Genomic DNA, 18,705 nt, shown 5'->3' with positions numbered 1-18,705 from the left:
GCAAAATATCGGCGTTCGGCAAGAATCCAGAAGAGTGATATTAGAATTTTGGTGGAAGGGCGACCGGCACGCGGCCGGTTCCGGAAGGGGCACGATGGTGGGGTACGACGGCGATTTAATCCTGGCACGCGGGAATCTGGACCGGGATGAACTTTCCCGAAACGACCCGCAGCGCCTGGCGGAATTGGCGGAAAATGCGGGATATCTGCTTATTTCGGGGTGGGGTGCTGTCCTGGATAATGACGGTGCACCCCTCCTCTTGAGCCGCGGTGAGCTCCCGCGCGCCACCGCGGATTCACCAACTGTTTACCTGGGGAAAGTTGCGGGGCGCCCCTATTTTGCGTGCGATCTCACCACCGTTATCGGCGGTGGGCCCACTCGTGATAACCCGGAAGTGGATGCTCCGGGCTACCGGATTGGCTCGCTGCAAAATTACGCACCGTCCTGGAGCGCGGATATGTCGGCACTGGTGACCGCGGCGGTAGCGATCCTCAATACCTGGCGTGCTACCCGCTGGTGTGCGGTATGCGGCCAGCGCATCACCGTGGATAGCAGCGGCTGGAGCGGGCAGTGCCCGGAAGGCCACGTGGTCTTTCCGCGCACCGACCCGGCCGTCATTATGGCGGTGCTTGATTCGAATGATCGTATTTTGCTGGCGCATAACGCGCGCTGGCCCGCTGGGCGGCACTCCGTACTCGCGGGTTTTGCCGAGGCGGGGGAGTCACTGGAAGCGGCGGTGCGCCGCGAGGTGCGCGAAGAAGTAGGTGTTCCGCTGGGCGAGATAAGCTACTTCGCCAGCCAGCCCTGGCCCTTCCCGCGTTCCCTCATGATCGCCTACGTGGCGCGGGTGGAGCCGGAGGCGGAAGTCCGGGCGGGTGGGGCGGATGCCCTGGTGCGCGTGGACGGGGAAGAAATCGACCATGCCGCCTTCTACAGCGCCGCACAATTAGATGCGGCCCTGCGCGAGGGTAGCCTCACCCTGCCCGGACCTTCCTCGGTGGCCGCGGCTCTCATCACCGAGTGGTACGGACCCGAAATTCGGCCCTATCTGGGCTGGTAATAATTAGCCCGAGTGCCGCTCTAGTTCCCGGGGGAGGCGAGTTCAGCGAGTTTCGCTTGCACTTCTTTCAGGCTCGGATTTGTCAGGGTGGCGCCGTCGGCAAACTCAAGGGTGGGCACCACTTTATTGCCGCCGTTGAGAGCCGCAACCTTGGTGGCCGCGGCCTCATCTTCTTCAATATTCACCGCGTTCCAGGTGATGCCGGCCCGCTTGAGCTGGGCGGAAAGGTTGCGGCAGTAGCCGCACCAGGGCGTTGTATACATTGTGAAATCAGCCATGGAGTGATCTTAAGGTGCGAGATGTTCGGCGCGCCACGGGTTTCGATGAGGGGAAAATTTCTGTCGGGGGCGTGTGGCATCCTGAGAGAGCAAGGAGGAACACGATGGACTCACCCGAGGAATTGCTGGAATTTCTGGATCCGGATCAGCGCGCGGTCGCTACCGCTTTACGCGGTCCGGTGTGCGTGCGTGCCGGGGCGGGCACCGGGAAAACTCGGGCTATTACCTACCGGATCGCCTACGGGGTGCGCAGCGGGGTTTATGCCCCACACAACGTTATGGCGGTTACCTTCACCTCCCGCGCGGCCGGGGAATTACGTTCGCGCCTGCGGGATCTCGGGGTGGGCGCTGTACCCGCCCAAACATTCCACGCCGCCGCGCTGCGCCAACTCTCCTACTTCTGGGGTACCGCGGTGGGGGGCACCATCCCGCGGATCACCGAATCGAAATTCGGGCTGGTCTCCCAGGCTGCCGGCCAGATCGGTCTACCTACCGATAAAGTGAGCATCCGCGATCTCACCGCGGAAATCGAATGGGCTAAAGTCTCGATGATCAGCCCGGATAACTACCCGGAAGCCGCCCTGGCGGCCGGGCGCGGGGAAGTCGCCGGCCAGCTCAGTAGCGATATAGCGCGGCTGGCGAAAACCTATGAAGAAGTGAAAACCGAACGCCGCGTTCTCGATTTCGATGATGTTCTCCTCCTCCTCGTCGGGATCCTGCTGGATCGGGCGGATATCGCTCGCCAGATACGCGAGCAATACCGCCACTTCGTGGTCGATGAATACCAGGATGTTTCCCCCCTCCAACACCGCCTGCTGCAGCTATGGCTGGGGGACCGGAAGGATCTGTGCGTCGTCGGGGATGTTTCCCAGACCATTTACTCCTTCGCTGGCGCATCCTCCTCCTACCTCGCCCGCTTCCAACAGGAATACCCGCGGGCTCGCATTATCGAACTCACCCGTGATTACCGTTCCACCCCGCAAATTGTGGCGGCTGCGAATACCGTTATTGCCGATGATGTTTCGGAAGGCGCGGTGCAGCTGGTCTCCCAGCGCCGCTCCGGGCGCCCTGTTACCTTCCGGGAATACGAATCAGAGGGGGCGGAAGCCGCCGCAGTTGTGAGCGCGATCCAAGCGCTCGCCGCGGAAGGCACCGCGCTCTCGGAGATAGCCATTCTGTATCGCACCAATGCCCAATCGGCGGAATTTGAGGCAGCACTGTCCAAAGCGGGGGTGTCCTACCAGGTGCGCGGGGCGGAAAAGTTCTTCTCGCGCCGTGATGTCCGCGAAGCCATGGTGGCCATGCGCGCCGCGGCACGCTCCGGGGTGCATGGCCCGCTGGCGGATAACGTGCGCACCGTGCTGCGCCAGATGGGGTGGCGGGATGAAGCGCCGGCCACTGCCGGCTCCGCGCGGGAAAAATGGGAAGCCCTCCACGCCCTCATCACTCTCGCGGAGGATATGGAGGATAACCGGGCTGCCTCCATGGCTGATTTCGTGGTGGAACTGGAAGAACGCGCCGCCACCCAGAATGTTCCCGAATTGGAAGGCGTTACGCTTTCCTCCCTGCACGCCGCTAAAGGTTTGGAATGGGAAGCGGTTTTCTTGGTGGGGATGAGCGAAGGACTCATGCCCATTTCCCTCGCGAAGAAACCTGCGGCTATTGAAGAAGAACGCCGCCTCCTCTACGTGGGAATCACCCGGGCTCAAGAATTTTTACAGCTTTCCTATGCCGCCTCCTCCGGGCACCGTTCGGGCCGGAAAGTCTCCCGCTTCCTTACCGGGCTGTGGCCACAATCAGAAGAGGAAGAAACCTCGCGGGCCACCCGCTATCGGTGGCGCTCGCGGGCCGCTGCGGAAGAATTCGCCGCTGACTACCCCGAAGATGTGGCACTCTTTGAGCAACTCGTAGCCTGGCGGGCCCAACGCGCCCAGGCCACCGGCAAACCCGCCTACACAATTTTCCATGACACCACGCTGCGGGCGCTCGCGATAGCAAAACCGCGCAGCATCCACGCACTCGCCCAAATCAAGGGGGTGGGAGCTACAAAACTCGCTATCTACGGGGAGGAAATCCTCGCCCTGCTGGCCGAACACTGAGCGCAAGCGCTCCTGGCCGGTTATTCTTAGGCCGCTGCGGGGCCTGCTTCGCAGGGGCAACGCTCATGCGAGGAAAGCGCAACCCGGTAGGGGTAACCGGGCAGCGGCGGCACTACCCACTGGGTTCCCCGAGCATAGTCCGCTTGCCCACCCAGGGCTACAAGCGCGCTGTGCACCGCGAGCGCTGCCGCGAGGGGTACCCCGGGAGTGAAGGGAGCATTTCCGCGGGTGCTAAATACCTGGGGAGCCAGATAGCGCCAGGCAGGATCCGCGTCCATCGCTGCGAAAAGCAAACACCGAGCACACGGCCCACTCCCCGGAACCACCACCGGGCCCACCCGAATATCAATATCCTCGATATAGGCCAGCAGATAAGGAATGCGCTGCGTTTCCCACGGGGAACACCGCAGCGGATCAGGTAGCTGCAAAGAGGTCACCAGCGCGAGATCGGGACGGCCCCATTCCCAAGCAGGCCCGGCCGGTTGGGCGGCCACGCGATTTCCGCGCCCGGTGGCCGCCGCTTGGTTCGCGTGCTTCGCTTGCTTCGCGGCCCGTTCTATTCCCAGCGGCGTAACCCGATGGGCCTCCGCAGCAACCTCGATGACCGTAGTTCCCCAGCCGCGCTCGCGAAAGTAACTTTGCAGTGCCTGGTGCCGCGCGAATGTACGCCAGCTTGGCCGCCGGAAAATTGGGTGGTCAGTGCCGTGGGGTCTGCTGGTATCCGAGGTGAGAATATAGCCCAGGCCACCGGCAGCAAGAACTGTGCAGATCTCTACCGCCAGGGCATCCAAACGCTCAACGAAAACTGTGCGCCAGGCCAGGTCGGGGGAACCCGGCGGGGAAGTTTCTAGCAAGTCGGAATCCCGAAGCGTGCCCAGAAGCGAGCGTGCCCGCTCCTTGCTCACCGCGCGCCGCTTACACGCATCGAAGAATTCGCTTTCCGTACCGACGGAAGCTAAGGAGGAAACTACCTGCTGTTCCGCCACAGAAAGCCCCGTTAGCCGCAGTGCGACGCGCGGATCAAGACCGATCTGCACTTCATGCGTATCTGACCAGTACACTCCCAGCGGCGAGCGAATCATCATGAGACCACCTTGATAAACACCATGGCCTCAGCATAAAAAGCGCATCGCACCAGCGCGAAAGCCCATCCACAGGCACGGGTATTATCCCCAGAGCTGCCTTAGTTATCCACAGCGGGTTCTTCAGGTCACTCGGGTCTTTCGGGTCCCGCGGGTCACTCGGGGCGCGTGGGTCCTTCAGGTCACTCGGGTTGCTCGGGTCCTTCAGGTCCGGACGTGTCGGTCGTGCTCGAGTCCCCGGTGGCCTGGTGCGGCGTCGTCGTACCGAAACCCGGTTCGTGCGGCGCGTTGCCGAAAGGCGTGCCCCCATCACTATTGCTCAGAAGCTCCGCGAGGAAAGCATCCAGCTCCTCATCCAGCGCGGAGGGTTGTTCCGCGGGGGAGAAGAAACGGTCCGGATCGTCGAGGTGTTCGGGGAGCGGCAGTAAATCGGGGTGCTTCCAGAGCGCGTCGCGCCCCTCCATGCCACGTTCCCGGGCGGCGCGTGCCCAGAAGGCTGCCGCTTCACGCAAACGCCGCGGCGCGATATCGAAACCAACAAGAGGGCCGAAAACGCGGTTCGACGGCGCTTCGGTTACCTCGCGGCGCGTGAGAGCCTCCGACAGCTTCATACTATGGGGAAGCTGGGCCGCCACCGCGGTGCTCGTGACAGCGCTGACCCAGCCCGCCACCAGCGAAACAATATGCTCGAGGCGCTCCAGCGTAGCCTGCTGGGTGGGGGTGCGGGTGAAAGCGAAAACCTCATTCATGTCCAGGTCCGGCATCTGCCCGGACATGAGCTGTTCGGGATCGAGCTGGAGCTCGCGGACCTTCTCCTCGATGGCGTCGGTATCGATGGCGATATCGGCGGCGTAGGCGGCCACGGCGTCAAGAATCGTGCTGCGCAACCACGGTACCTGGGAGAAGAGCCGGGCTGCGGCCTGTTCGCGCACCGCCACGTAGAGCTCAATTTCACGCGCATCCACATCCAAGCCCGCGGCGAATTCCGAAATATTAGCCGGCACCAGCGCGGCCGTTTCGCCCTCCACCAGCGGGAAACCGGCGTCCGCGGTGCCGAAGGAAATGTGGGCGAGTTCCGCGAGCCCTTGGCCGTATTGCATTCCCAGTAACGACGCCGTCATTCCGGAGAGCATCCCCTCCAGCCCGCCGGGAATCCCCCCGAGCATCCCGCCCGATAGCATCTGGCGCATCTCCTCCGGGGCGCGTTCGAGCTGCGCGCTGAGAGCTTCACCGAAAGCCCGCGCGAGGTTCGCACCTACCGGAGCGGTGAGTTTCCGGAAGGTCGGGAGGGAATGAGCGATCCAGTCCAGGCGCGACCACACCTGGTTCGGGCCGCGCGGCGGATCGAAAACCGTGACCGGGTCAAGCCACAAACTTGCCACGTCCATCGCGGAGCGGGCCTGATCACCCGCGGCGGCGGTGGGAAGCCCCGGCCCGGATTTATTCACGGTATCCCGGGCGACCTGCTCCCCGATTTTCCAATTGACCGGCCCCTCACCCGAGGAACCGAGCATGGCGCGGATCTGATTCATCACCAGCCCGATATCAGCCGGCAGGCCCGCGCCGGCCGCGCCGCCCATCCCGGGAAGCCCGGGGAACGCTCCGCTGCCCGTGCCGGTGCCAGTGCCGTTCCCGGATGTTGCATCGCCGCCGGGGGCGAGGGACCGCAGGATTTCCTCGGCCGCCTCATCGCCGAGGACTGCCCGCAGCATCTTTTCCCATTCGTCACGCGGCTGTGAATTCTCAGTCATTCTTCTCCTCGAGGTCCACCACTAAGCCTAAAACACCGCGGGCCCGCGCGGGTAGGCGCCTCCGCCCCTGGCGCAGGAGCCGGGGCCCGCGCGGTACCGGCACGCTGTCGTGAACGGCGGGATAGGCGAACGGCGGGATAGGCGAGCGGTGGGATAGGCGAGCGGCGGGACACGTGAGCAGCGGGACACGTGAGCAGCGGTAGGACTGAGCCGCGCGATCAGGCATGATGGAGAGGTGATGAAAAAACGTGGTCAGGCAGGTAGTCCCCGTTCCGCGCGCCGCAATTCTCGGGCCGCGCGCCGCAGCGGCTTTATTTTTGCGAGCCTGGCGGTCCTCGCCCTTCTGCTCCCGGGTGCCTACACGGTGGAAATGGCCGGCCCGGCCCTTGACGTGACCGGAGAAGTGGCCGGTACTCGGCTGGTGAACGTGGAGGGCGTGCCCACCTATCCCACCGATACCCAGCTCTATATGACCACGGTGTCCGCGGCGGGCAACCCCGAGGTGGGAACCCTGGGTGCACACGCACTCTGGGCGTTGGTTGACCAGGAATCTCAGCTACTGCCGGTGCGCCTGCTTTATCCGCCCACGCTTTCCAGCGCGGAAGACGATGCCCGCAACGCCGAACTGATGAATAATTCCCAAACCGTCGCGGCCGGAGTTGCCCTGGAAAAGGCCGGCCACCACGTCACCATGAAACTGCGGGTGGTGGAGATTCCGGAAGGCTCTCCGGCGGCCGGTCAGCTCGAAACAGACGATATTATTACCGGCATTGCCGCCCCGGGCACCGCACCCACCACCGTCTCCACCTTCGGGGAACTCTCGAAAGTCCTGCACGCCACCGAACCGGGGAGCACGGTGACGGTTTCCTACCAGCGCGGCGGTGAATCCGGCACCACCACGATTATTACCGCGCCTTTCCCCGCGGATGAAACGGGCTGGGTCCACCCCGGCTCCCTCCTGGGGGTTTCCCTCGCGGTGGAAGATGTGCAGCTCCCGGCCACCGTGACCTACGCGGTGGAAGGCATCGGCGGGCCCTCGGCTGGCCTCATGTTCGCTTTGGGCATGTACGACGAACTCACCCCCGGCTCCCTGGGTGGCAGCGCCGTTATTGCCGGCACCGGCACCCTCGCCTTCAACGGGGAGGTGGGCCCCATCGGCGGGATCCAGCACAAAATCGTGGGGGCGCGCGACCGCGGCGCCACCGATTTCCTTGCCCCGGCCGCGAATTGCGGGGAAACAATCGGGTACGAACCGGAAGGCTTACGTATCTGGGCGGTGCGGAATTTTGACGACGCCGCAGCTGCCGTCCGGGCCATCGGCGCGGGGCGCACCCCGGCACTCCCCACCTGCCAGGATCTGGCTGCGGGCCGGTAGGGGCGTGTTCGCGGGCGGCGTCGTCGTACCAAAAAACCGTTCCCGCACGCGCGATTCTCAGCTTTTTCCGCTATGTTTGATAGGGAATAGTGATGGCCGGGCGCCCGTGCGCCGCGGAAGAAGTTGAGGATTTCGTTTGAGTACAACCGCACATCCCCGTTTGCGGCGGGAGACGCCGGGAGCTTTTTGGTGGACACTGGGTGTTCTAGCCATTCTCCTCGTGGCGCTCGTCGTCGGATCGGGCGTTTACACCGACGTTAAATGGTACGAACAAATCGGCGCGGCCCGCGTGTTCTGGACCCAGTGGGGCTGGACCATCGCGCTGGGCACCATCGGCACCCTCCTGGTTGCCTTCGTGCTGTGGCTGAATTTCCGCCTCGCGCGCACGAAAGATGAAGGGATCCAGGCCCCCAGCGTCGCCAACTACCGGAAAGCGGCAGAAAAGTACCGCTGGGCCACCAACCTGGGCCTCCCGCTGCTCGCCGGTCTGATTTTCGGCGCACCGCTGGCGGGTGAATGGCGCACCTACCTCATGTGGATTTTCCGCACGCCCTTCGGGGATACGGATCCGCAATTCGGGCGCGATGTGGCTTTCTACGTCTTCACGCTCCCGGTGCTGCAATCGGTGCTCAGCTTCGCCATCACCCTGCTGGTGATCGGGGCGATCGGCGCGGTGCTGGGCCACTACCTCTACGGAGGGGTCACGGTGGATTCGGGCAAGGTGCGGGTGCGCAACCGGGCCCGGGTGCATTTCTCCGTGCTGGGGCTGCTCGCCTTCATCCTGGTGGCCGCCTACTTCTGGCTGAGCCGCTACACCCTGCTGCTGTCCAATAATGATCGTTTCTCCGGGGCTTCCTACACGGATATTAACGCCAAGCTGCCCGGGCTCACGATCCTCGCCATCACCTTCCTGGCCATCGCGGTGCTTTTCGTCATTTCGGCGCTGCGCGGTTCCTGGCGGATTATTACCGCCGGGCTGGTGGTGGCCCTGGTCACCGGGGCCACGGTCGGGTGGGCCTGGCCGGCACTGGTGGAACGCTTCCGCGTTACCCCGAACGCCATCGAGATGGAAACGCCGTATATTGACCGCAATATTTCGGCCACTCTCAAGGCTTACGGCCTGGATAACGTGGAGACCATTCCCTATAACGCCCGCACCGATGCGGAAGCCGGGCAGCTGCGTAACGACGCGGAATCGACGGCGCAGATCCGCCTCCTCGACCCGAATATCGTGTCGCCCACCTTCAACCAGATGCAGCAGAATCGCCAGTACTACGGCTTTGCCTCGCAGCTGGCGGTGGATCGTTACAACCTCAATAAGACTGATCGGGATACCGTTATCGCGGTGCGTGAACTCAACCTGGACGGCCTGGGCCCGGACCAGCGCAATTGGGTGAATGACCACACGGTTTACACCCACGGTTACGGCGTGGTGGCTGCCTACGGCAATACCACCTCTGCCTCCGGCGCCCCGCAATTCCTCCAGTACGGCATCCCCTCCCAGGGTGAGCTGGGCGAATACGAACCGCGCGTGTACTTCGGGCAAAACAGCCCCGAATACTCCATTGTGGGTGCGCCGGAAGGCACCGCGCCCTGGGAAATTGACTATCCCTCCGATGCTGCGGAAGGATCGCAGGTCCTCAATACCTATACGGGCGACGGCGGACCTTCGGTGGGGAACTTCTTTGACAAGCTCATGTTTGCCATCAAGTTCCGCTCCACGGATATTTTCTTCTCCGATCGCGTGACTTCCGAATCGCAGATCCTCTTCAATCGCGACCCGCACGAGCGGGTGCGCCTGGTGGCTCCCTACCTCACGCTTGATTCCAAGGCCTACCCGGCCGTGGTGGATATGGACGGGGATCCGGCCACCCCCAAGCGCCTCGTATGGATTATCGACGGGTACACCACCTCGAATAACTACCCGTATTCGGCACGCGAATCCCTGGCGGCGGCCACCACGGACGCTCTCAACTCGCGCGGCATGTACGGGGCGGCCTCCGGCCAAGATGTCAATTACATCCGCAATTCCGTCAAGACGGTTGTGGATGCCTACGACGGTTCAGTATCGCTGTACAAGTGGGATGAGAAGGACCCGATCCTGCGGGCTTGGGAATCCATCTTCCCGGGCATGGTGCAGCCGATGGACAAGATGTCCGGGGATCTCATGGCGCATGTGCGCTACCCGGAGGATCTGTTCAAGACGCAGCGTTCGCTGCTCACCCGCTACCACGTGAAGGACCCGGCCTCCTTCTACTCCGGTGGTGACTTCTGGAATGTTCCGAACGAACCGGCGGTGGATACCGCGAGTACGGGCGGTATTGCGGCGGCCCAAACCGATAGCAAGCAGCCGCCCTACTACCTGACGCTGCAAATGCCGGGCCAGGATTCAGCGGAATTCTCCCTATCCACGGGCTATATCCCGGGCGGGCAGACAGACCGTAATATCATGACCGGTTTCTTCGCGGTGGATTCCAACGCGGGATCCACGCCGGGGGAGAAGCGCGAGGGCTACGGCAAGCTGCGGCTCCTCGAGCTGCCGCGCGACCTCACGGTTCCCGGCCCGGGCCAGGCGCAGAATAACTTCCTTTCCGACCAGAATGTTTCCCGCGCGCTCAACCTGCTGCGTTCGGGCGGTACCACGGTGCGGATGGGTAACCTGCTTACGCTCCCGGTGGGTGGCGGCATGCTCTATGTGCAGCCGGTCTACGTGCAGGCTTCGCAGGGTACTACCTACCCGCTCATGCAGTACGTGCTCACGGCTTTCGGTGATGGGAATATCGGCTTCGCGCCCACCCTGGAAGAGGCTCTCAACCAGACCTTCGGGGGTGATTCGGGTGCCCAGGCGGGTGACGCCGGATTGCAGAACGTCAAGGAAGATATTTCCGCCGGCGAGGGCAAGGCACCCGCGGCGGGTGGCACGCCCGGTGCCACACCCACTCCCGGTACGACGACGCCTACCCAGCCCGCGCCCCAGCAGCCCAGCGCTGCGCCGGGAGCGCCGGCGCCCGCCCCGGCCCCGGCCGCGGGTGGCACCCCGCAGGAGCGTTTGGATGCCGCGCTGCAGAGCATGAAGCAGGCGGTGGGCCAGGCCGATAGCGCGATGAAGAGCGGTGACTGGGCGGCCTACGGTCAGGCTCAGAAGAACCTGCAGACAGCGCTCGACCAGGCCATCGCAGCCCAGAAGGAGCTAGAAGGCGCTCGGTAAGCCGCGGTAGCAACCTGGCTAGCAGCCGACTTAGTGGCGGCCACCCGTTCGCGGGTGGCCGCCACTTGGCGTTTCTGGTGTCTTTAGCCTCTCTACCCTCTCTACCGGCTCTCTAGCGCCGGGAGCGGGAGGCGGGTGGCAGGGCTAGTGCCTGAGCGTTTATTCATAGGTTGAGCTGGGCGAATGCTGCGCGGCGTCGTCGATAAAGATACGGCGTAACCGTGGTTTCGCGCGACCGCTAGTGCAAGAAGTAGTAGAAAAGCTACGTATTTATGGATACTTATTCGGCTGGTGCCCCAGTCTCGGTATATTCAGTTTTATGAATGCTGTTGTGGTGGCTGTTTGTTTGATGCTCCTCCTCGCGGTACTTCGTGTTCACGTGGTACTGGCTCTGTTTATCGGCGCGCTCGCCGGTGGTTTACTCAGCGGGATGGGCCTGGAGGGGACCATGGTGGCCTTCCAGGAAGGCCTGGGTGCCGGGGCGAAAATCGCGCTCTCCTATGCGCTGCTCGGTGCTTTCGCGATGGCGGTGGCCCATTCGGGGCTGCCGAATCTGCTGGCACAGTGGATGCTCGGCCATCTGCGCAGCTCTGACGGGACGGGTGCTCGTAAGCGTGCTTTCACCCGCTGGGCCATGCTGGCGGGGATTTGCGCGATGGCGGTGATGAGCCAGAACCTCATCCCGGTGCATATTGCTTTTATTCCGCTGCTTATCCCGCCGCTCCTAGTGGTCATGAATAACCTGCGCCTGGATCGGCGCGCGGTGGCCTGCGCGCTCACCTTCGGATTGGTGACCACGTACATGTTCCTCCCCATCGGCTTCGGAAAGATCTTCCTCACCGATATCCTGCTGGGGAATATCGCGAAGGCCGGCATGGATGTGAGTGGCATCAACGTGATGAGCGCCATGGCGATTCCGGCGGCGGGGATGGTGGTTGGGCTGCTGCTCGCCGTCTTTGTTACCTACCGCAAGCCGCGTGAGTATCGGGATGTGGCGGTGGATACCGGCGCGGCCGGGGGCACGAACACGGGCGGCGTGGCCGGTGCGGCGGGCGCGGCGGGCGCGGCGGATGCGGCGGATGCGGCGGGCGCGGCGGGCGGGGCTCCGGCGGTTTCCCGCTACCGCATCGCGGTCTCACTCGTGGCAATTCTGGTGTGCTTCGGGATCCAGCTGCTCCTCAACGCGGTGGATTCGGACGCTGATGCGCTGCTGGTTGGCGCGCTGGTAGGGCTGTGCGTTTTCATTTTCTCGCGCGCCATCAAGCTCCACGAGGCCGACGACGTCTTCACCGGCGGCATGAAAATGATGGCCCTCATTGGCTTCATCATGATCAGCGCCCAGGGCTTCGCGAATGTGATGAGTGAGAGCGGGCAGATTGAACCACTTGTGAACGCCACCGCGGCGATGTTCGGGAGTAATAAGGCGATGGCCTCGCTCGCCATGCTGCTTGTGGGGCTGCTGGTGACGATGGGGATCGGATCGTCTTTCTCCACGCTGCCGATTATCGCGGCGATATACGTGCCCCTGTGCGTCACGCTAGGATTCTCCCCGCTGGCCACCGTATCGATTATTGGCACGGCGGGCGCGCTGGGCGATGCCGGTTCACCCGCTTCGGACTCTACTTTAGGGCCGACGGCGGGGCTCAACGCCGATGGCCAACATGACCATATCCGCGACTCGGTCATCCCCACCTTCATCCATTTCAATATCCCGTTGCTCATCGCGGGTTGGATTGCTTCGCTGGTGCTGTAGCGCAGCGGGGTTGGCTAGCAGGTATTGGTTCTCACATGGTTTGAGTGGGAATTCCGGGGCTGGCGTAGGCCCGACGCGGATATGGCAAGAGTGCCTGACCGGTATTTCACCTGGTCAGGCACTCTATTTCGTGGCGGGGAGAGGATTTGAACCTCTGACCTCCGGGTTGAAGCTCGCTATTCGCAAGCTGTGCCGAAAAATTCGCTCCCTCCGCAGTGGCGGGGAGGTGACTTACACGCTTACAGCGTAGCAGTTTCAAAGGTGAAAACTGCGTGTAAATCGCTATTAGTTAAGCATGTCAAATAACTTTGGAAAATGGCCAGTTCCCGAAGGTTGGGATCTTGAACTGGAGAAATGGGAACATCTACTCTCTGCTAGCGGAAGCCGGCAAGCAACTATAGAAACCCGAATAGGCCTCGTCCGAACCCTCGCACGGGCCTTGAAATGCCCTCCAGGCCAAGTAACCGCCGCCATGATTATCGAATGGGCGGGCAAAAAGAAAATTGCCACGGAAACGCGACATTCCTACTACCAATCCATCAAAGCTTTCTTCTCTTGGTACGCCGCAGCCCATCACGTTGATGACCCAGCGGCGGTCCTGCCGATGGTGCACAGGAAAACACCTCCGGCACGACCAACGCCCGAAGAAGTCTATGAGGACGCACTTGATGGAGCACCTCCACGGACAAGACTCATTTTGCGATTAGCAGGCGAGGTCGGGCTACGAGCTAGCGAAATCGCCCAAATCCAAAAGGGACATCTTATGAAAGACCTACTGGGCTACTCCCTCTCAATATGCGGGAAAGGAGGAAAAATCCGAATAGTGCCAATCCCGCATGACATCTACGTCGAGATGCGGGAGCAGTTCAACCTCACGGGCATATGGCTATTCCCCGGGCAAAAGGAAGGACATCTCGCCGGATCCTGGGTTGGCAAGCTTGCCCGCCGGGAACTCCGCGATGGATGGACTCTCCACACTCTCCGGCACCGCTTCGCAACCAAAACATACGCTGCATCGCAAGACGTCTTAGCAGTGAAAGAACTACTCGGACACGAGAGTGTCGATACAACGCAGAGATACATCCAATCCAATGCCGCCGTAATCCGGGCTGCGATGCTCGGCGCGCGACAAGACCGCTACAAATACTGCGCCCCATTGCCAGCGGATACGGCAATGCCAGCCAATGCGGCAGCGCCAGCACTGCCAGCAGGTACGGCAATGCCAGCCGTGCCAGCAAACACAGCCCCGCTGGCCATGCCAGCACCAACCCACATCCCAGGACTATAGAAAGAAGAACCCCATGATCATCGCTATCTGCAACCAAAAAGGCGGTGTCGGTAAAACGACCATCGCCACGAACCTTGCACACCGTATTACCCACAGCTCCGGCAAACGTGTGTTGCTAGTGGATGCTGACCCGCAAGGAAGCGCGACGACGACGCTCGGCGTGGACGTCGGCGCGGAGACGCTCACGCTCAACGACGTGCTCGCCGCGGTGGCTGCTGGAGCACCACCCGAAACTGCACGTCAAGCAATCCTGCCAGTGCCGGGTTGGGGTATTGATCTACTCCCCGCCGACCGGGCGCTCTGGGATCGGGAAAACGACACGACTTTGGGCCGGGAATATAGGCTCAAGACCATCCTCACACCGCTACGCGATGCCTATGACGCTATCGTGGTGGACTGCCCGCCATCGCTGGGGATGTTGACGACCGGGGCGCTCGTCGCCGCAGACACCGCGCTAATCGTGACCACGGCACGTGAAACCGCTTGCGATGGGGTGGCCGAGATGATCACGACCATCGCCACCATTAAATCTCTATACAACCCGGCTCTTGAGCTTGCGGGCATCCTCGTGAACTCCTATCAGCAAGGACGCTTGGATACCCGGCGGTGGCTAACGGAGTTGGAAGCCACCTACGGTGACTATCTACTCGCTCGGTATATGCCAGCGCGTGAGGCATTCCCCCACACCGCAACCAACCACATCCCCATCGGCGACGCCGACGCCTTGATCGAAGAAGCATTCAGGACCCTACAAGCCACACTCGCCGGCAACGCCGTATCCGCTGGCGCTGCCGCACCTGCTGGCGTGGCCGTATCTGCTGGCACTGCCAGCACTGCCAACAATGGCAGCACCGCTCTGTAAGGAGGCCAGCGATGAAAATGACGAAGAAAACCTTGCTCCGCCTGCTTGCCAACCCCCACGACATCAACTTCCGGAACATGATCGCAAACGATGTCGTGACGCTCTGGCACGCAGCCGCATCAAACGCAACCCTGCTCGAAATGCGCCTGGACTCCGACCCTTGGAGAATGCCGGGCAACGACATCATCAAACACGGCAGCGACCAGCAGCTCGTTGACCTGTACTTCACGCTCAATGAAACCTACGCCCAACTCGAACGGGCGATCAAACTCCTCGACAAGGTCAAAGACACGCACAAAACAGAAACGGAAGAACAGTAATGAAAAAGCCTGATACAAGCGCGTTACAGACGCTCAAGAAAGCACCCATTACGAACCCCATCGTCGCGGGCGGAGAGGATAACATCCTCGCTGGCACCGCTGGCACCGCTGGCACCGCTGGCACCGCTGGCACCGCTGGCACCGCTGGCACCGCTGGCAGCCAGCAGGCCACGAAAATCACCATTCGACTCCCCCGCGAAGACGCCGACCGGATCAGGGGTGCGTGGCTCGCCGATTGCGCCACTGGAAACCGCATCTCGCTCTCCGAGTGGATAACCGCGATTCTCAACGCTCGCGTGGACACTTACACGAATGTCGTGCCGGTTGTTGCGGGAGCGGCACCCAAAGGCAACATCTAAAACCTCAAGACCGAAAGGAACCTCTCATGTACTACCTTGATGCATCCTCGAAACTAACCACCCACGACATCCGCTATACGGTCCGTCAAGCTGTGATCAACGCCGGGCTAGAAAGCCTGGAAAAACAAGGACTCTCCGAGGCCGACTACGACATGGACGAAGTAGTTGGGAAGCTCACCAGCGACGCGGATACCGTTTTCGAGGCGTGGACCGCTCGCATTATTACCGCCGCACGCGAACACCTAGCAAGCGAAATGCTCTCTCGTCTTTCCCGTAAAGGCGAAGACTATGACCGTGGGGCTGGCGCTGCCCATAAAGCGTATGAGGAAGCCCGAGACGAAGCAGGCGAGGCTTACAAGCACGATGAATACAGTGCGGCGTGGGATGCTTACGCGGAATACATGTATTTGCAAGGCATGGATCTTGCGTGCGAGAAACACCAGACCTACATCCGCGAAATCCTCGCCAAAGTCCCCTCCCTGGCCGACCTGACCATTCCAGACGACCAACCAAGCAACGCCGCCACGGTGGAGGAGGGGGAATAAATGGAACCCACACCTCAAGCGATTATTGCGGCGGCGCGTGAGCACTTCGCCACCCAAATGCTCGATTTACTTTTCCGGAAGGGCCGGGAATACGACAGAGAAGCACACGATGCTTACGAAGCATACGAAGAAGCCCGACAAGAGCAAGAGTTTGCTTACGAACACGACGATAGTGAGCGGGCGTGGGAAGCCTGGCAGAACTCACGCGAATCTTACGCAACCTACCAGCACGCAAGGGGCATGGACCTCGCTTGCGAAAAACACCGCATCTACATCCGAGAATTCCTCGACGAAGTACCTTCCCTTGCCGAAATTGGCCTCTCAGATGCACGGCCGGCCGAAGCTCCCACGGTGGGGGTGAGCAAGTAATGCAGCCAGAAGAAAACCAGGCCAGCAACGCCAGCGAGGAGACACCCGCCAGCAATGCCGGCAATGAGACATCTGCCGTATCTGCTGGCAATGCCAGCAGCGCCAGCCATGCTGGCATGGACCGCGATGCCGGATGGAAGTTACTTGCTAGCTTCATGGCCCGCCAGAAGCAGCACGAAAAAGATGGAACCTGGCGCAGCTACAGGCCAGGCGAAAACGAACCTGAAACGGAGGGGGATGAGGATGCAGTTATCTAAGGCTGATACCGCGCGGTTGGAAGCCGCCGCGAGCATGGCACTCTATGCCCCTATTACAATCAACCTCGACAACGGTGCAGTCGCCGTTGTCTCCCCGGGTGGGCATATACGGATTGACGGCCAGGAGTGGAGTCCGGAAGTATCGTCCGTGCCAGCCGTGCCAGCCGTGCCAGCCGTGCCAGCCGTGCCAGCCGTGCCAGCCGTGCCAGCCGTGCCAGCCGTGCCAGCACCGCCGGAACCGCCGGCGGATACGGCCGCGGGGGAGGGCGCGTCGTCGTCAGAAGTCCCAGTAAAAACAGAAACTACTGACGCCGCTCCGCCCGCCCCTGTGGGCACGTTAGAAGATGGGCGTTTGCGTCTCCTTGAGCGTGAATACGCCAGCCTGCTCCTGGAAAAACGAAGTCTCGAGGCAGAGTGTGAAAACCTCAGAAACGCTCACGCCATTGACGAGCATGAGAGCGAGTATTTAGTTGCTCAACTTGATCGCCTGCAAGCCAGCCTCGAAAGTGCTCAGCGTGCAGCAACACAAGCCGAAGAACAAGTAGCCGCACAAACGCTTGCTTTACAGCAGGCCCAGGCATCTAGCTCGGCACTAGAAACCGAACTAGGCGCAGCACGCAACGAACTCAGCGAAGCACGCAAGCACGCGCGTGATTTAGAAGAACAAGCTGAATCATCGCAGCAAGCACTCAGTGATGCCGAGGCAACCCGTGAAGCCCTTACTGCCTGCCAGCAAGATTTAGTCCGGATGCGGGAAGACAACGAGAAACTCAAGACCGCCAACAGTGGTCTTGTTGGGCAGCTTGAGCAGGCACGTGTCCAGGTATCCGCGCTCACTGCCCAGCTTGAAGAAAGAACCGCAAAGATAACCGCGCTGGAAGCTCAGAATGCTGAAGATCGTGAGAAGCTCGCCGAGGCTCTCCGTCAGCTTGAGCAAGCCCAGGCCGCGCTGGTTGAGAAAACCACGGCCCTCCAACAGGCCGAGCAATCCCTGGCCACAGAGCGAGACGCGCACGCAGCCGAGCGCCAAGAATTCGAAGCACTCCGGCGTGAGATAGAGGAAGGTACGCAAGAGAGTGAACAGGCTGAGGCTATGCGTCTTGAGCTTGCTCAAGCCCGCGAAGAGCAAGCTCGACTCAGTCAGGTGCTAGGCGAACGCGGCGAATATATGCAGACGCTTGAGGCGGATAAAGACCGGCTCAAGCGCGAACGCAACACGGTTGCAGGTCAGGTCCGAGAGCTACACACCGAGCTAGCAGCCGCCAGTCTTGCCCTTGAAAAAGTACAGGCAAAAAACGCGGAACAATCTCGCAAACTTGGCGAGCTGGAGGCGGAAAACAAACGGCTCAGTGCCCAGTTACGCGCCGGCCGGCCCGTAGATACCGTCAGTTTGCCGGTGGTTCAGCGCCCTCCCACTATCCCGCCAGCACCCGCGGAGGAAAACCCTACTTCTGGTGATGACAAGGAGGGAGATAGACGCCGCGGTCTCCTAAAAGCCTTCGCCGGAATCCTGGCCTTTGTCTTGGCTTTAGCGGCTGGATACCTCGCACACCTCCTCCTCGCAAGCGCAGGTGAGGATACGGCTACTCCTACCCCAGGAGTACCTACCGTTACCGTGTCACCGACGACGCGGAGCACTCCGTCCTCAACACCTTCGCCCGCCTTGCCAGCAACGCCAGCAGATACAGCACCCCCAGCGCCCCCGGTGGGCGAGGGCGGGAGCGCGCCTCAAGGCACCGACGACCAGCCAGCACCGCAACCAGACTGGCAGCCACCCGAGCCAGTAGAGGCGCCAGCACCCGCACCTGAACCGGCACCGGTCCCGGAGCCGGCCTACGTCACCGACCTCTCCGCCAACGCCAGCTCGAGTGGCCGTTCGGTCACGATCAGCGCAAGCGTAAGCACCAGCGGCGCGGTCCCGGTCTCCGTCTACGCAAGCGTTGGCGGACGCTCCCTATCACTCGGATCCCAAACAGTTGCGGGTAGTGGCTTCTTCGAAGCCAGCATCACTATGGAGCCGGGCACCTATTCGTGGTCTGTGAGCGCGGATGGCTTGGTGAATTCCGGGACAATCACCGTCTACTAAAGGGGACTTCTCC

Annotated in this window: 16 protein-coding genes; 13 read left to right on the top strand and 3 right to left on the bottom strand. The window is 61.9% G+C overall.

What is annotated here, in order from left to right:
• Positions 1-34: 34 nt before the first annotated feature.
• Positions 35-1,060: an NAD(+) diphosphatase gene (gene nudC / locus QP828_RS06040; RefSeq protein WP_231366634.1), complete on the top strand. Its 1,026-nt coding sequence runs from the start codon at positions 35-37 to the stop codon at positions 1,058-1,060.
• Positions 1,061-1,080: 20 nt separating this feature from the next.
• On the opposite strand, the gene QP828_RS06035 is transcribed toward nudC, so the two are convergent.
• On the bottom strand, positions 1,081-1,338 hold the full coding sequence (locus QP828_RS06035; RefSeq protein WP_016441700.1) for a mycoredoxin: 258 nt from the start codon (positions 1,336-1,338) through the stop codon (positions 1,081-1,083).
• 104 nt (positions 1,339-1,442) lie between these two features.
• On the opposite strand from QP828_RS06035, the gene QP828_RS06030 reads away from it, so the two are divergent.
• Positions 1,443-3,437 (top strand): ATP-dependent helicase, encoded by a 1,995-nt coding sequence (locus QP828_RS06030; protein ID WP_284891342.1) that lies wholly within the window; start codon positions 1,443-1,445, stop codon positions 3,435-3,437.
• Between the two features lie 26 nt (positions 3,438-3,463).
• Here QP828_RS06030 and QP828_RS06025 read toward each other — a convergent pair whose 3' ends face one another.
• Both QP828_RS06025 and QP828_RS06020 read right to left on the bottom strand, forming a co-directional pair.
• On the bottom strand, positions 3,464-4,522 hold the full coding sequence (locus QP828_RS06025) for a hypothetical protein (protein WP_016441698.1): 1,059 nt from the start codon (positions 4,520-4,522) through the stop codon (positions 3,464-3,466).
• Positions 4,523-4,701: 179 nt separating this feature from the next.
• On the bottom strand, positions 4,702-6,270 hold the full coding sequence (locus QP828_RS06020) for a zinc-dependent metalloprotease (RefSeq protein ID WP_284891339.1): 1,569 nt from the start codon (positions 6,268-6,270) through the stop codon (positions 4,702-4,704).
• Between the two features lie 238 nt (positions 6,271-6,508).
• On the opposite strand from QP828_RS06020, the gene QP828_RS06015 reads away from it, so the two are divergent.
• The 11 genes from QP828_RS06015 to QP828_RS05965 all read left to right on the top strand — a co-directional run bounded on the left by QP828_RS06015 (position 6,509) and on the right by QP828_RS05965 (position 18,692).
• Entirely contained in the window at positions 6,509-7,645 is a 1,137-nt protein-coding gene (locus QP828_RS06015) for a YlbL family protein (protein ID WP_274736158.1), read from the top strand.
• 136 nt (positions 7,646-7,781) lie between these two features.
• Positions 7,782-10,853: a UPF0182 family membrane protein gene (locus QP828_RS06010; RefSeq protein ID WP_274732458.1), complete on the top strand. Its 3,072-nt coding sequence runs from the start codon at positions 7,782-7,784 to the stop codon at positions 10,851-10,853.
• Positions 10,854-11,172: 319 nt separating this feature from the next.
• A complete protein-coding gene (locus QP828_RS06005; RefSeq protein ID WP_274732459.1) occupies positions 11,173-12,606 on the top strand; it encodes a Na+/H+ antiporter family protein in 1,434 nt (477 codons plus the stop codon).
• 472 nt (positions 12,607-13,078) lie between these two features.
• A complete protein-coding gene (locus tag QP828_RS06000; protein WP_279058343.1) occupies positions 13,079-13,894 on the top strand; it encodes a tyrosine-type recombinase/integrase in 816 nt (271 codons plus the stop codon).
• A gap of 13 nt (positions 13,895-13,907) precedes the next feature.
• Entirely contained in the window at positions 13,908-14,756 is an 849-nt protein-coding gene (locus QP828_RS05995) for a ParA family protein (protein ID WP_279058345.1), read from the top strand.
• Between the two features lie 11 nt (positions 14,757-14,767).
• Positions 14,768-15,076, top strand: a complete 309-nt coding sequence (locus tag QP828_RS05990; protein WP_279058347.1) for a hypothetical protein — start codon at positions 14,768-14,770, stop codon at positions 15,074-15,076.
• Complete coding sequence (locus QP828_RS05985; RefSeq protein ID WP_284890243.1) at positions 15,076-15,435, top strand: hypothetical protein; 360 nt, start codon at positions 15,076-15,078, stop codon at positions 15,433-15,435. The genes QP828_RS05990 and QP828_RS05985 overlap by 1 nt, the downstream gene beginning before the upstream one ends.
• 26 nt (positions 15,436-15,461) lie before the next feature.
• Positions 15,462-15,980: a hypothetical protein gene (locus tag QP828_RS05980; protein ID WP_284890242.1), complete on the top strand. Its 519-nt coding sequence runs from the start codon at positions 15,462-15,464 to the stop codon at positions 15,978-15,980.
• Complete coding sequence (locus tag QP828_RS05975) at positions 15,981-16,349, top strand: hypothetical protein (protein ID WP_284890241.1); 369 nt, start codon at positions 15,981-15,983, stop codon at positions 16,347-16,349.
• Positions 16,349-16,606, top strand: coding sequence for a hypothetical protein (locus tag QP828_RS05970; RefSeq protein ID WP_284890240.1), 258 nt, complete (start codon positions 16,349-16,351; stop codon positions 16,604-16,606). The genes QP828_RS05975 and QP828_RS05970 overlap by 1 nt, the downstream gene beginning before the upstream one ends.
• Positions 16,593-18,692 carry a coiled-coil domain-containing protein gene (locus QP828_RS05965; protein ID WP_284890239.1) on the top strand — a complete coding sequence of 700 codons (2,100 nt, stop codon included), beginning with the start codon at positions 16,593-16,595 and terminating at the stop codon, positions 18,690-18,692. The genes QP828_RS05970 and QP828_RS05965 overlap by 14 nt, the downstream gene beginning before the upstream one ends.
• Positions 18,693-18,705: the final 13 nt, after the last annotated feature.

This window comes from Actinotignum sanguinis (genome assembly GCF_030230305.1).
GTDB classification, from domain to species: Bacteria; Actinomycetota; Actinomycetes; order Actinomycetales; family Actinomycetaceae; genus Actinotignum; species Actinotignum sanguinis.
The sequence above is the reverse complement of the archived record's forward strand: the minus strand, read 5'-3'. Positions and strand labels throughout refer to the sequence as shown.